General features: G+C 47.1%; 13 protein-coding genes. 6 read left to right on the top strand and 7 right to left on the bottom strand.

The features are described from left to right. Position 1: 1 nt before the first annotated feature. Complete coding sequence (locus tag BUB16_RS19005; protein ID WP_084088441.1) at positions 2 to 496, bottom strand: hypothetical protein; 495 nt, start codon at positions 494 to 496, stop codon at positions 2 to 4. Positions 497 to 588: 92 nt separating this feature from the next. Continuing rightward, positions 589 to 1,131 (bottom strand): adenine phosphoribosyltransferase, encoded by a 543-nt coding sequence (locus BUB16_RS19010; RefSeq protein ID WP_073068077.1) that lies wholly within the window; start codon positions 1,129 to 1,131, stop codon positions 589 to 591. Between the two features lie 218 nt (positions 1,132 to 1,349). On the opposite strand from BUB16_RS19010, the gene tadA reads away from it, so the two are divergent. Further along, a complete protein-coding gene (gene tadA, locus BUB16_RS19015; protein ID WP_073068054.1) occupies positions 1,350 to 1,844 on the top strand; it encodes a tRNA adenosine(34) deaminase TadA in 495 nt (164 codons plus the stop codon). Between the two features lie 150 nt (positions 1,845 to 1,994). On the opposite strand, the gene BUB16_RS19020 is transcribed toward tadA, so the two are convergent. Then, positions 1,995 to 2,777, bottom strand: a complete 783-nt coding sequence (locus tag BUB16_RS19020) for a 3-keto-disaccharide hydrolase (protein WP_084088442.1) — start codon at positions 2,775 to 2,777, stop codon at positions 1,995 to 1,997. Between the two features lie 193 nt (positions 2,778 to 2,970). Here BUB16_RS19020 and BUB16_RS19025 point away from each other — a divergent pair, with 193 nt between their 5' ends. After that, positions 2,971 to 4,029: an FAD:protein FMN transferase gene (locus tag BUB16_RS19025; protein ID WP_084088443.1), complete on the top strand. Its 1,059-nt coding sequence runs from the start codon at positions 2,971 to 2,973 to the stop codon at positions 4,027 to 4,029. A 117-nt stretch (positions 4,030 to 4,146) separates the two neighbouring features. On the opposite strand, the gene BUB16_RS19030 is transcribed toward BUB16_RS19025, so the two are convergent. Then, positions 4,147 to 5,130, bottom strand: coding sequence for a formylglycine-generating enzyme family protein (locus BUB16_RS19030; protein WP_073068056.1), 984 nt, complete (start codon positions 5,128 to 5,130; stop codon positions 4,147 to 4,149). A 413-nt stretch (positions 5,131 to 5,543) separates the two neighbouring features. Beyond that, the gene (locus BUB16_RS19035) at positions 5,544 to 6,587 is read right to left on the bottom strand and encodes an aldose epimerase family protein (protein ID WP_170864471.1); all 1,044 of its coding nucleotides are present in this window, start codon (positions 6,585 to 6,587) and stop codon (positions 5,544 to 5,546) included. 593 nt (positions 6,588 to 7,180) lie between these two features. Here BUB16_RS19035 and BUB16_RS22090 point away from each other — a divergent pair. The 4 genes from BUB16_RS22090 (at position 7,181) to BUB16_RS19050 (ending at position 12,039) form a co-directional block, all read left to right on the top strand. Then, a complete protein-coding gene (locus BUB16_RS22090) occupies positions 7,181 to 7,309 on the top strand; it encodes a hypothetical protein (RefSeq protein WP_280173674.1) in 129 nt (42 codons plus the stop codon). 179 nt (positions 7,310 to 7,488) lie between these two features. Continuing rightward, positions 7,489 to 8,667, top strand: coding sequence for a 6-bladed beta-propeller (locus BUB16_RS19040; RefSeq protein WP_073068060.1), 1,179 nt, complete (start codon positions 7,489 to 7,491; stop codon positions 8,665 to 8,667). 559 nt (positions 8,668 to 9,226) lie between these two features. Further along, positions 9,227 to 10,453 carry an ATP-binding protein gene (locus tag BUB16_RS19045; RefSeq protein WP_073068062.1) on the top strand — a complete coding sequence of 409 codons (1,227 nt, stop codon included), beginning with the start codon at positions 9,227 to 9,229 and terminating at the stop codon, positions 10,451 to 10,453. A gap of 11 nt (positions 10,454 to 10,464) precedes the next feature. Then, positions 10,465 to 12,039: a hybrid sensor histidine kinase/response regulator gene (locus BUB16_RS19050; protein ID WP_073068064.1), complete on the top strand. Its 1,575-nt coding sequence runs from the start codon at positions 10,465 to 10,467 to the stop codon at positions 12,037 to 12,039. Between the two features lie 203 nt (positions 12,040 to 12,242). On the opposite strand, the gene BUB16_RS19055 is transcribed toward BUB16_RS19050, so the two are convergent. Next, the gene (locus tag BUB16_RS19055; protein ID WP_073068066.1) at positions 12,243 to 13,043 is read right to left on the bottom strand and encodes a gamma-glutamyl-gamma-aminobutyrate hydrolase family protein; all 801 of its coding nucleotides are present in this window, start codon (positions 13,041 to 13,043) and stop codon (positions 12,243 to 12,245) included. Beyond that, the gene (locus tag BUB16_RS19060) at positions 13,036 to 14,034 is read right to left on the bottom strand and encodes an amidoligase family protein (RefSeq protein ID WP_073068068.1); all 999 of its coding nucleotides are present in this window, start codon (positions 14,032 to 14,034) and stop codon (positions 13,036 to 13,038) included. The genes BUB16_RS19055 and BUB16_RS19060 overlap by 8 nt, the downstream gene beginning before the upstream one ends. Positions 14,035 to 14,220 lie beyond the last annotated feature (186 nt).

The following is a 14,220-nucleotide window of genomic DNA, read 5'->3' on the forward strand; positions in this document are numbered from 1 at the left end:
ACTATTGGTTTTCCGTATTTGTTGTTAATCCCTCTTCTTCCAACCCTTCAGGAGTTAACCGGTAGCTTTCCCCGGTAGACCGGTTCACAAGCTGTACAAAACCATCGCGCTGGTTAAAAGCAGGCTTATCGAAGCCCGTCTCTCCGATTTTAAATTTTTCCCGGAATACCAACTCGTTTTTTTCAGGGGCCATCAGATATACATGCTGATAGGTGGGGGCCGTAATATAAAACCAGCCGCTTGCTCCCCGGATATAGCGCACTTCTGATGTCGTAACGGAAGTCGTATCCTGCGTCTCCATGTACTGCAAAGGCAGCATATTAAACTCAAGTCCGTAGCGGTCATCCTTGACCATTCCGTCTTCATCGGGCGTTAAAACTGATTCTATAGGCTGTGAATAATTGACGTCACTGATAACCATGGGCTGCTTACAGCCACTTATCAAAAGCATGGCCACTACCGTTAAGCCCATCAAAGCTCTTCCGTATAATTTCATAGGTGTATCCGCTTATTTGTTGTCGTTAACCCACACCAACGTGGTAATACAGTTACTTATAGAGCGGTGCCATAAAATTGTTCCAGCGTTGTTTACAGGGAAAGCAAAACTTTCACAGGTACCCCGGGAGCCAGTAAGTCGGTACCCCGCAGCGTCTCCAGTGCTATTATAAAGGAATAGCCCACAACCTTCCCTCCCAGTTCTTCCACCAGTTCCGTGGCGGCGGCAGCGGAACCGCCGGTAGCAATAAGGTCGTCATGAACCAATACACGGGCCCCCTCCGAAAAGGCGTCTTTATGAATTTCAACAGTGTCGTTCCCGTATTCCAGCGCATAGGTAGCCGACAGGGTTTCCGCGGGCAGCTTGCCCGGCTTTCGGATGGGAATAAATCCGGCATGAAGATCCTGAGCCAGATTCGTCCCAAAAAGAAACCCCCGGGATTCAAGTCCCACTACATAATCGATATTCTTTTTGCGGAAGGGACGTGCCAACACGCGGGATGTCAATTCAAGGGTATCCGGATTTTGCAGCAGAGGGGTGATATCTTTAAATTGGATGCCGGGCTGAGGGAAATCCGGAATGTTTCGGATATTCTCTTTCAGCAAGGCAATAATTTGTTGTTTTACTTGATCCATTCCCATTATCTTATCGTTTATCTTATTGAACCTTTTCAAAACCGTTGTTTTGCCCATTTTTCGAATTTTTGCGATTTCAATATCCTCACCTGTAGACTGAACACTGCGGTATTGAAATCGCGCAGGTTTTGGTATAGAATAAGGCCCCTGTTTTCAAAGGCCTTATTCTGGTTTGATAATACCTATTTACAACCCAAGGAAGCAAATCATTAATACCTATGGATACCGATATTTCCGGCGCACAAAAGCACCTTCGTTATATGCAGCAGGCCTTTCTGCTGGCCGAACAGGCTTACGAAGAAAAAGAAGTCCCGGTCGGGGCTATTGTGGTCCGCGACGATGATATAATAGGCAAGGGATATAATCAGCCCGAGCGCCTGAACGATCCGACCGCTCATGCAGAAATGCTGGCTATTTCAGCCGCGTGCGCCACGATCGGACAAAAATACTTAACCGGCTGTACCCTCTATGTCACCCTGGAACCGTGCCCCATGTGCGCAGGTGCTCTTGTCTGGTCCAAAATCGATACGATTGTTATCGGTGCGCTGGATGCCCGGGCCGGGGGCTGCGGCAGCGTCTTCAATATTGCCGGAAGCGATAAGCTAAATCATAAGCCCAACGTTCTGCACGGCTTTATGGAGCAGGATTGCGAGTGGATCCTGAAAAAGTTTTTCCGGCAGCGGCGGTCTTCAAATAACGGATCAGCCTATTAGAGACCTTTGCAACCCGTTGTTATGGCCAATCTCTACATTTTTGCGGTTTTAACATCTGAATGAATAGTCTTAACACTTCGGTTTTGGAATCACTCAGGGGTTGGTAGCGAATAAAACCCCTGGTTTTTCGAAGCCCTTTGCCAAGCATAACTATTCGTTCAATTCTCTCAGCCAAATATTCCGAAAACTCACGGGATTGCTGTGATCCTGCAACATAATGGGCAGCTTATCCTCGTGGGCCTCATAAGAGGGATGCCCGATATATTCGGTCGGCCCCTCTAATTCGACATCATCCTGTACTAAAATACCGTTCCAGAAAACGGTCATACGCGCCGGCGACTCCAGGCTTCCATCCCCTTTAAACTCCGGAGCCGTATACACGATATCATAACTCTGCCATTGTCCCGGTTCGCGAGCCGCATTAACCCGTGGGATATGCTGCTTGTAAATACTGCCGGCCATCCCGTTAGAATAGGTCTCATTATTATAACTGTCCAGCACCTGCAGCTCATACATAGTTTGCAGGAAGACCCCGCTGTTGCCGCGGCCCTGTCCCTCGCCCTCTATCTTTTCCGGTGCACGCCACTCAATATGCAGCTGTACCGATCCGAACCCCTGCCGGGTTTGAATACTGCCGGTCCCGGGAGCCACCGTAACGTGATCACCGGAAACCTTCCATTCGGCGGCAGAACCATCCCCCGCTGATTCCCACTCATCCAGATCGCCACCATTAAAAAGTACCACCGCATCCGAAGGGGGCGCTTTATCATTAAATCCGTTGGGATCCACCTTTTCGGGGACCGGCTCCCAAACCTCGGTTTCTTCCGGCTTCATATCCTGTTCTCCCTCCTGGGCACAGGAAATATTAGCAAAAACAGTACATAATAGCATAAATGAGAGCAGTAATACATACGACGGGACAATTTTCTTCATGAATTTCGGTTGTAGTTAAGTAGGAATATTAAGTGATTTGGCATTGATATGTTATCAGACCAATATTGAAAAAATGGCAATCCCGTTCAAGGATTTTTATCAAAACAACCCCTGGCACTCTTTGCTTTTCCAGAAATTCTTCTCCTGCATCAGCATTCTTTAGGCGTCTTCAATTGCACCATATCCCGGATATATGAAAACAATCAGATACGGCCTGTTACTTCTGCTACCCTTTGCTGTTTTCCTCTCGTTAAGGCCGCCCGATGCGGCGGCACAGGACACGATGCGCTACGAGTTTACGGAAAGGAAGATGGGCACGACGTTTAAGATTACGTTCTATGCTGGGGATGATTCCATCGCCCGGGCGGCTTCCGAACAGGCTTTCCGGCATGTGGACAAACTAAATGGTATTTTAAGTGACTATGAACCCGAAAGCAATGTAAATAAGCTCTCCGCACGCTCGGGAAGCCGCAGGTTTTTCCCGGTTCACCCGGCCCTTTTCCGGGTGATCAGCAAGGCACAGGAAGTGTCCAGGGAAACCGATGGCGCTTTTGACGTTACGGCAGGCCCCTTTGTAAAGCTGTGGAGAGAGATACGGCGTTCGGATTCCCCCGAGCTCCCGTCAGCAAAGCAGCTCTGCACCTACCGCAAACGCGTGGGCTACCAGCATGTGAAACTCGACTCATCGGCAACCGCTGTAGCCCTGACCCGTCCCGGCATGCAGCTGGACTTCGGGGGTATTGCCAAGGGATACGCCGCTGACGAGATCCTGCGTATACTTCGGACCTTTGACATACGATCGGTACTGGTGGATGCCGGCGGAGATATCAGATTGGGCGACCCGCCGCCGGGCAAGAAAGGCTGGATCATCCGGATTCCGGCTCACAACGAAAAGGGCCGGCGCCACTGGACCACCCTGCAGCTGGCCAATCGCGCAGTAGCCACCTCCGGGGATCTTTTTCAGCACATCGATATCGACGGGAAGCGCTACTCCCATATTATCGATCCCCAGACGGGATTGGGCCTGACAAATCAGAGCATGGTTACTATTATCGCTCCCGATGGCATTACGGCGGATAGCTATGCCTCGGCCGTGAGCGTACTGGGAGCAGACCGGGGAATTTCCTTTATAGCATCCAAAACCGGCTGTGCTCTCCGAACTGAGTTCAAGAAAAAAGGAGAGGCCGATCGGATCAGCATACGCAAATCACCTGCCTTCGACCGGTTTAGAATCGATACTTCGTCGAAATAGCAGGCCATGATCATCTGGCTCCCGGGAGCAGGATACGGGATAAATTCCCACTTACTGTACTGATCATGCCCAAAATAAGGTACCGGAACGGAACCATGTCAAGAACCATTCTCTCCGTTAATAATCTTCCATGGCTTCCAGCCAGTACTCTTCTATCTTCTCTTGCGGAGGGGGACTTTCGGGACGCACTAACCGGAACCCTACGAAAGGAGCATTCGTAAGCCACCAGAGACTTTTGGGCAGCTGCGGATCGTGCTGCTTCCATTTGGCCTGGGATCCACGTCGTTCTGCGCAACGTAATTTTACCGGCTCATCCTGCCAGCTGCCGCCCCGCAATGAACGGGGATACAACTCATCCGGTTTATGCCAGGGATTATCAGCCGTTTCACCCTTAAATTGCTCATAATAATCGGGATCATACTGATCCATGGTCCATTCCGCAACATTTCCGTGGATATCGAACAATCCGAGTGCATTGGGCTCCTTATTGCCTATTTTCTGATACCCGCCCTCGCTATTCTCTTCATACCAGGCGTATTTATCCAGCTTTCCGGGATCGTCGCCAAACGTATAGGTGGAATTGTTCCCGGCCCGGCACGCATACTCCCATTCGGCTTCGGTGGGCAATCGATAAAAATGACCCGTCTCAGCAGTGAGCCACTTGGCATACATCACGGCCGCATACTGCGTCATATTAATAGCGGGATATCCATCACGTCCCATACCAAAGCTCATATCGATATAGGGTGGAGTCGGAAGTGAAACGGCATCGGCTTTGATATCGACCTCTCCCCCGCCGGCAGCAGTTACATCCTCAATTTTCTCTTCTACGAACAAGTCGTACTGATCCCAGGTTATTTCATATTTCCCCATCCAGAAGTTGTCCACTGTTACCTTGTGTCGGGGACCTTCGTCCTCTTCGCGGCCGGGTTCATCTTCGGGACTCCCCATTAAAAAGGTGCCGCCTTCGACCGGTACCATCTCAATTTGTTGATCCGATTCCGGAATTTGTTCTTCATAGGGGGCAAAGTCCTGACCTTCTGCCTGGATTGCGGTCCCTATTATAAAACTAATGAACAGTAAAAGACAACGGTATTTCATAAGGAAATAAAATATGGTTAAGTGATAGTCTTGCGATAACAGGCCCTGAGCTTAGCAAAGAAAAAAGCAAGATGCAATTTCAAAATAAAGAAATCTGCCGGGCAGACGGACTACGTTATCAGATCTTGTCATATCGTTCGCATTTATGCCCTTGTTGAAGTATCTATTCGCCTGATCACAGCTATGTAACGTATGGTGCTGTAACTTATTGGCCAGGAAATTAAAACGGCGGATCGGGAGGTTTATGCAAATACTGCGTTGAAGTTGCCCTGAAACGGTCTGGCGGCAGTGCCTTGTAGCTGGCGGGCCATTGACGGAGGAGGATGGCCTCATTTTATTCGAGGATGTAGCCCTCATTATTCCAGCGAAGACATAGCCCCATTTTCCAGGATATAACCAAACGTAATCAGTTATCATTGATCGAAAGAGAGCATCATCTGCCAGTGATACGCTTGATAGGCCTCCAGCACTGTTGAGGGGAAATTCGGGTGGTGCGGGGAATCGGGAAAATGCTGCGGCTCCAGGCAGAAAGTCGAATCAATGCCTGGCATCGGGTTCTGGCTTACATAGAACTGGAGTCCCGGTTCGGTCGTATAGAGTTTCAGGGACCGGCCGGATTCCGGCTCCTGTACCCCGGCGGCAAGATATAGCTGATTTTCTCCCTCTCCTACTCTTTTTCCTTTCCCTTCTTTACTTAATACAAAGTTATGGTCATAGCCGTCGGTATGCTCGAGGTAAGAGTGACCGGATTCCCGGTCCTTTCCTATGGGTTTGGGACTCCTGAAATCGAGGGGACTCCCTTCCACGTCCGCTATTTCTCCTGTAGGTATCAGATCGGCATCCACCGGGGTAAATTGCTCCGACCGGATCTCCAGCCGGTGACTATCGACAGAACCGCCGTTATTTGCGCCATGCAGGTTATAATAGGCATGGTGTGACATATTCAAGATGGTCCGTTCATCCGATTCGGCCCGGTAGCTGAGATGCAACTCATTTTGGTCGGTTAACCGGTAGGTGACCTTTACGCCTAGGTTGCCCGGATACCCTCCCTCCCCATCTACCGACCGGTACGACAGGTGGAGCGTCCGGGGATTCACCTGGTTGCCCCCCCATACAACCCGGTGAAATCCCGCGGGTCCCCCATGCAGGTGGTGCGCGCCTTCATTGGCCCGAAGCGAGTACTCCTGTCCGTCCACCGTTATCTTGCCGCTGGCAATACGATTAGCGTACCGGCCGATGACCGCCCCAAAATAGTTTTCCCGGTCATCCAAAAACGCTTCCATTGAACCGGGGCCAACAACGATATTATCAAAATTACCTTCCCGATCGGGCACCTTCAGCTCTACCAGACGAGCCCCGTAGTTCGTGACGGAAACTTTACACCCGTTGCTATTCGTGAGCGTATACAAGTTGACCGAACGATCGCCCAGGGTACCCTTAAAATCTGCTTTATTCAATGGTATATGGTCTAATCCTGAAGTTAAGTGTCAGAGGATCTTGCAAAACCGGTCTTTTGACCGATTTCGGCGCTATCGGCCGGTTGAAGTTCTCACCTACCGGCTAAATGCCCCGGTTACAACCTTACTGTGGAGGTGATTTGGTAGAAAAATAATCCTGGTTTTAAAGTCCTCTGTCAGTAAATTGCCTGCCTTTAAACGTTTGCATCAAAAAATAAAGGAATGGCAGAATAATACAAGAACCAATTACCAGCGCAATAACGAGTTGAACCAGGGTCGCGTCGGGTGCGGCCGCGTTGTAGAACGTCAGTGCGTGATACGTTTTTTGTGTTTACGCGCAATTTTTAGCAAACTACTCTTATGTGCAGAATGTGATTGTATTTTGGGCTTGTTCTTTCTGGATCAGGTGAAAAACTTGCCCTTGTACAGCTACCAAAAGACGGCATGTTAACTCATGTTTCTGACCAACATCTTGGATTTCGCGTTGATGATCATGTGTTTGCGCTTCTTGAGCCAATTAAATTATAATGCGGGTTTTACAGAAATTCTATCGCAGTACGAGGTTTCCGGAAACGTAGCCTGCATTAAACGCCATGTTGATTGATGATGAAAACAGGCTTTCGGTCTCTACTATTGGCGGTGATAAAAAAATTACAAGTGGTGGATTCTTAATCGGGATGGAGAACTATTGGCAAAATTTAAACGACCGGGAAACCGATTGAACCGCGATGTCAGGACGCCTGGAATAATCGAAATAAAAACCGATTTTTTTTATGCTCGTGAGATTGATGAGCAAACCGGAGTGCAAGAAGTTGTCAGGTATAAAATCGATATGAATATGTAATTTCAGGGCGTATCAAGAAAGAAGCGAACAATAAATTTCAGATTACAATTTAATGTCATGAAACTTAATATCCTCACCTCTCCTCCAAAATTATTCTGGGCGGCAGTCTATATCCTGCTTTTTGCCATAAGCGGATTTGTTTCAGATTTTGCACCTGAAAAGTTATCACTTTCTTTTGATGAATCATTTTCTATCGGCGAAAATACGGGTGCAGATGCAAATTATTTTCTGGCATCACCTTATCAAATACGTACGGACAACCGGCAGAACATCTATATCGCAGAGGGACAGCAAAAAACGATAATGGTGTTTGGGCCACACGGCAAACATTTGCGATCCATCGGTCGATCGGGCAAAGGCCCGGGTGAGTTTCCTTCCGGACCCAGGTTCCATTTTAATAATGAAAATAAAATTGTGGCGCTTGATATGGTGAGTCAGCGCGTCACGTGGTTTTCAAAAAAAGGAGATATCCTCTCAGAGTACGCTCCTTCGCAGTCGGGTATGGTGTGGTCGGAAAAGTTCTTTCAAACAGCGGATGGGAACTACATCATGCTAAAAAAACCCAGAGACATTGGGGAGAGTGATCCCAGTAATTACCGGGAATACGTTTTTCATCGCTACAGTAAATCATTTGAAGATCATATCAATTTTTTTGGGAAGTTTGATCGCCTGGTGCCAAAATCCGACTCCAAGTTTGTTAATATGATAAGCAACCGCATAAATAGCGGGAATTTTGTAAAAACAGGGAAAAATTCCTTTTGGTATACCCCCGGTATTTATGATGGAAAAGTTTATAAATTTGAAAATTCAGCAGATGAATGGAAGCTCGTTAATACATTTGATGGATACACGGATTGGGAGGAAGCGATAGTGGTGAATACGGAGGAGGATGGCAGCATGTCTATCGTTACCTATGGAGAGGAAGGACAGCAACGGTCGCGAGGCAAAATTAACAGCTATAGCATTGGCCTTGTACAAACAAACGATGGGAAGGTCCTTCACTTCAGTGGTCAGCGCATGGCGAATAAAGATTCACTAAAGACCATGGTTGAGGTTTTTAATCCACAAGGAAACTTGATCGGAACCGGCTCCTTTGATGAAATAGCGATTGACAGCAACCTTGCATATTTCTCATCCCACGATCCTGCCATTTGGATGGATGAAAAGAACCGGTTCTATTTTGTTGATTATGACGATGTGCCTGTGGTAAAAGTAGGTAAGATTGAGGGTTTATAATTAATTAGCCACTTATTTGCCAAGCTCTCCCCCCTTATTGGGTTAATGAAATTTTTATCCCGAATATCTCATATCATAGTCTCGTACAACAGCCTGTACGGCAGTTGACCGAAAAATTACCCGCCCCCCCAACGTTCACTTCTCTTTGCTGTGTTACTTCAAAAAAATTTCCCTGCCGGGCAGGGGTTTTGAAGTACTGTCTTCGACAGATTCCCTCCTTCTCAGCCACCTGGGATGAATCCGCACACCATGAAATTCTACAAAGCGAACTCCCAATTGGCATACGCCTGCTCCGTCCGGTAGCTGTAGCTTCTGCGGCGACTGGCTGTTCACAGCCTGGCATAGGAGCAGAATTCTCCATAGATAATTGCATTTATCTATCTTAGCTACTTGCTCGAATAGTATCTCTGTTCGCTGACAGTCTTTAGTTTTTTTCTTGAAATCTTTGAAAAATGGGCGTATATGTAGTATTCGTTTAATATTTGTTAAACTCAATTCTTTCGAACGGTCGTACACGGGACACGGATACGGAAAACCTAAAGAAAACACGTAATAGGTAATGGAACAGGAAATAAGGCAACAACTGGAAAAGTACAAGGGGATGATAGAACAGGCACCGATCGGTCTGGTGGAAGTTGATCGGGATGGCACGTTGATCGAAATTAATCTGGCAGGCGAAGAAATGCTCGAACCCATCATGGATATGGGGGCATTCGACGGGGACAACATATTTCCTGTTCTGGACTATATGGCACCTGAAATGTCGGATAAGATTAAGTCATTTCCGGAACAGAACGGATTGGTATTTATACACGAACTCCACCGGTTTATCTTACCGGAAAACGATGAAGAGCTCGAGAAATATTTTGATTTTTCCTGTAACAAATTATCCGACGACTGTCTCATAATCAGTATCGAGGATATGACGGAAAAGCTTCAAAAAGAGCAGCGGATGAGGGAGATCGAATTGGACCAGGCTATCATGCAGGGAAAATTCGAAATAGCTTCCAACGTATTGCATGATATCGGGAACGCCGTCGTTGGCTTCGGATCCCATCTGACCCGGGTTAAACGATTGTTGAGGCAGGATGAACTCAACACCCTTGAAAAGCTCGCCGACTTTTTCCGGGACCGGCAGTCTGCCGTGGCTGAAGCTTTAGGCAAAGAAAAAGCCGAGGCTTTGGCTGAAATGCTCCGGGGCATCATACAATCCCGAAAAAAACACCTCAATGAACTGGACTCGTCCATTTCACAACAAATCCGTATCATCAGCCACATCCAGGAGGTACTGGACATACAACGCCAGTACATCAGGGGAGTAGACATTCAGGAACGACAGAAGGTAGTTCTCCCAAATATCATCACTGATTGCGTTTCCATGCTTTCCGCCTCCCTTGAAAAGCGGGGTATCACGCCCGCCATCGATATCGACTCTCAACTTCCTTCGTTGAAAGGGGATCGTACCAAGCTGATGCAGGTAATGTTGAATATTCTTAAAAACGCTATCGAGGCCAACGATGTCGAATCGGAAACGAATGAAATTTCCATATCGATCAAGTCTCCCACACCTAATCTCCTGCAGATACAGATCACGGATAACGGAACCGGTTTCGACCCGAGCCTCGCCGAAAAGCTGTTCGAGCGCGGCTTCACTACCAAAAATTCCGGTACGGGGCTCGGCTTGTACAACTGCCGGATGATCGTGGAAAACCACGGCGGCACGATCGATATTCACAGCGACGGTCCCGGCAAAGGGGCGACCGTTCAAATTGATTTTAATCTTTAAACCAGAACGTCATGAAAGAAGCAATCAATACTAACGTACTTGTAATCGATGATGAGGAAATGGTTAGAGACAATATTAAGGATATTCTGGTCCCGCCCGGGCAAAATCCCGAAGAGGATGCGATAGATAAGGCCTCCAGCATCCTGTTCGATGAACCTCAAACTGTATTGGAACCCCGCAATAGCAATATTCCCGACTTCACCGTTGATACCGCCTCCAACGGAATGGAAGGGGCCGGCAAGGTCAAGCAAGCCGTCTCGGAAGGAAAGCCCTATGCAGTCATATTTCTGGATATGCGAATGCCGGGCTGGGATGGACTCGAAACCGCTATGGAAATCCGGAAACATGATAAAAAGGCGGAAATTATATTCATTACAGCCTATAGCGACCGCTCGATACAGGAAATCGTGAATCAGGCCGGGCAGAATGTCGGTTATCACTGTAAGCCATACGCTACGGAAGAAATAACTCAACTGGCCACCAAAGCGGTGACGGACTACAATAAACTTAGGAACCTGGAACAGCTGATCGAGGTAATCGCATCCATCAATCTTGACGAGCACCAACTGCGTTCGGTATTGCAAAATATTCTGGATCAACTGGCCACTTATATCGAAACCGATATGGCCCTGCTTGGGAAATTGCATCAGGATCATACCTATGAAAAAATATTCTCCATTGGTCCGGTTGAGGAAGAAATCAATATAGATGAGCTCATTTCTCTGGTCCAATCGGTCGAAATTCCCAAAGAGGAAGAGGTTATCCAGGTAGACGAGGTGGTATTGGCCCAAATGGAAGACTATACGATTTTTGCGATTCTTAATCACCAGGAAAAACTAAAAACCGAAAAACTCTATCTGCTCAGGCTGTACGTACTGAATGCCGCCAAGGCGATTCGAAATGCCGAACTCCACGAAAAAATGTTGCAGAAAGAAAAACTCTCGGCTGTTGGCAATGCCGTCAGCATGGTAATGCACGACCTGCGCTCTCCGATCAAAAATATTCCGCTGCTGACAGACTTATTGCGCGAGGATGATATCGAAAGCGAATACCTGGATATGATCGACGAGAGTGCCGATCAGGCTTCCGAAATTTTTGACGATTTCCTGGATTTTTTGAGGAAGTCACCCGTCGAAAAAAAGCCAGTGGACGTTACGGAAATCGTCCATGAAGGGATCAAACTGGCTGAATCCAGAAGCGAACAGCATGATATCGAGATTCTCACGGATATACCTGGCGCATTGAAAGTACACGGGGATGAAAGCAAGCTTAAACGGACGGTCATGAACCTGGTCCATAACGCGATGGAAGTGCTGAAGAATACAAAAATTGAAGATCCTCAAATTAGGATTTTGGCCCACCAAAATAATAACGGAAAAACGATACTTCGTGTACGGGATAACGGGCCCGGTATCCCCTCAAATATACTAAAAACACTTTTCGAGCCATTTGTCACTGAGCAAAAAAGCACCGGGACCGGCCTTGGACTGGCGATTGTGAAACAGTATGTCACGGCTCATGGAGGTACAATCGACGTGGAAAACGATAACGGTGCCCTGTTTACGGTTACGTTACCCGACACATGATTCAACATCTAATTCAATTGGGAAGCCGGCGCAGCAACACAAGTGTGACAAACTACCTGTGCCTTGGATCGCCAACAACGGCTGCCGGTGCAAATGATGGCTATGCGATTATCAAATTCCCATCTTCCATAAACATGCTCTGTCCGAAACTAAAATTTCTGCGGCGAATAGTTGTACTTAGCCGGATCAAAAAGTCAATAGAACTACTTGCTCCTGCTAAGAAATATACGAGCCTCGCCCACTAATTTTTGAAAAATGCGACGTTGTGGTGGAATTTGGGGCATGTATTCAGGATGCCACTGAACGCCCAACACAAAATCACGACTCTCGTGCTCAACAGCCTGCACAACACCGTTTTCCTCCCGGGCCACAATCTTCAGATCACTGCCGAGGGTATCAACAGCCTGGTTGTGCAGAGCATTAACCCACACAAACTGATGTCCCAGAATGCGATGAAGGATGCTTTCAGCCGCAAGCCGGACTTTCTTTTTAGGCCAGACCGTTTTAACCTGCGGTTGCTCTGTATAATAATTGCTAATATCACCATGCAGGGTTCCGCCAAGGTGAATATTGATCAGCTGAGCACCCCGGCAAATCCCTAAAATAGGTATCCCCTTGTCAAGAGCCTGCTTCAGAATGGTAAATTCAAGCTCATCCCTTTCCTTGTCAACACCGGATGCACTTGTTGAAAACATTTTTCGAATAAGATAAATAAACGGAAAAAAGAAAATGGTGGCCAGGTAAATAAAAAACTGCCGCAGTCCCGATACATCCTGATCTTCCGATAATAAATCTTTTACTTCATCACTTCTATAATAGGTGGGATTGATATCCGCCCCACCGCCAATGACAAGTCCGTGAATATCATCATCGGGGATCCCCTCCTGAGGACGAATGCGAATGGCACGCCCACCGTGAATAAAAATAGCAAACCAGGTAAACCACCAGGCAGCCTGTCCCCCCTTATCCGGACCTGTTACGCCAATGTTCGGTCGTTTACTCATCGAGATCTAATAGAATTGTCACGGTAGTTGCCCATTCTCTTCGAAACGACATGACCGTTTCTTCATTGCGCGTTAGATATAATCGGCTCAATTTATGGAGCATCTCTTTGTCTCCTGCCAACTTTTCGATTTCCAGCCAGCGATTCCATTCATCTTCAAAACGCCATTCCGGATCATCGATACGGCTGTTTGGCAGCCGATAATGAAAGGTTGGCCGGGGATCATTTTTTCTACCCTTCATCACCGGATAAATTAATTTGTTATTTACCCTCGCAAAAATAGGCATCATGTCCAGCGGTCGGTTTCGGGTGGGATTAAACTCCAGATAATCACGGATAAACTGTTCCTGATCCGGATTATACGATGGTTCCAAAATTTTGACTACATACTTTTGAGAAAAGGGATCAACAAAGGGGCTAATTCGTCGTGAAAAATCTACCTCCAACACTTCCAACAGCCAGGGATAAAGGATCAAAAATGATCGCAGATAATTGAGCAGCGTTTCCGTTTTCAAATCGGGCGACTCAATATTTATGTGCATCCCGAATGCGTGTACGAACGAAGTGTGAGTCCCCTCAGCCTTGTTTTCTTGCAGTCTTTCTCGCAGGTCTTCCAACCGGTAAAGCTCAGTCACCGGTATCGGCGGCATGACCACTTCCAATGGCACAACCGTCTTTGCCAATTTGTCTACGGCATCTTCCAATGATTTTCGAATGGATTCTTCCTCAAGGTCTGTCCCCCACTTCCCAAAAATATCCCTGTTGGCCATCTTGCGCAAGATTCTTGCATCAAGTTCTATTCTGAAATCCCCAAGCTTACTGTCTGAAATTTCATAATGATAACGATGCTCCTCATTTATGTCCCCTCCATACAACGATTGTACAATTTCAGCAACCTTCTCAATTTCAATCCCGGCCAATTCCAGCTCAAGCCCCACTTTTCGCTGATCTCCCCGCGCAGTATTTATAATCTCAGGTAATTTATATGACATCGTATTTAAAATCTCTTACCAAGGTACACCCGGGCAAACTACAGGAAAAGTTAAAAAAAGCAATAGAAGATAATAGTCATCCTCTATTTAATACCTGAATCCGTGAGTTAATTTAAAATTAGTTATATAACTTTACTAATAACAAGCAGTTACCAGTTTTTGTATATTCACCTAACAGGTGAAGTT

The organism is Fodinibius roseus (assembly GCF_900129315.1).
GTDB classification, from domain to species: Bacteria; Bacteroidota; Rhodothermia; order Balneolales; family Balneolaceae; genus Fodinibius; species Fodinibius roseus.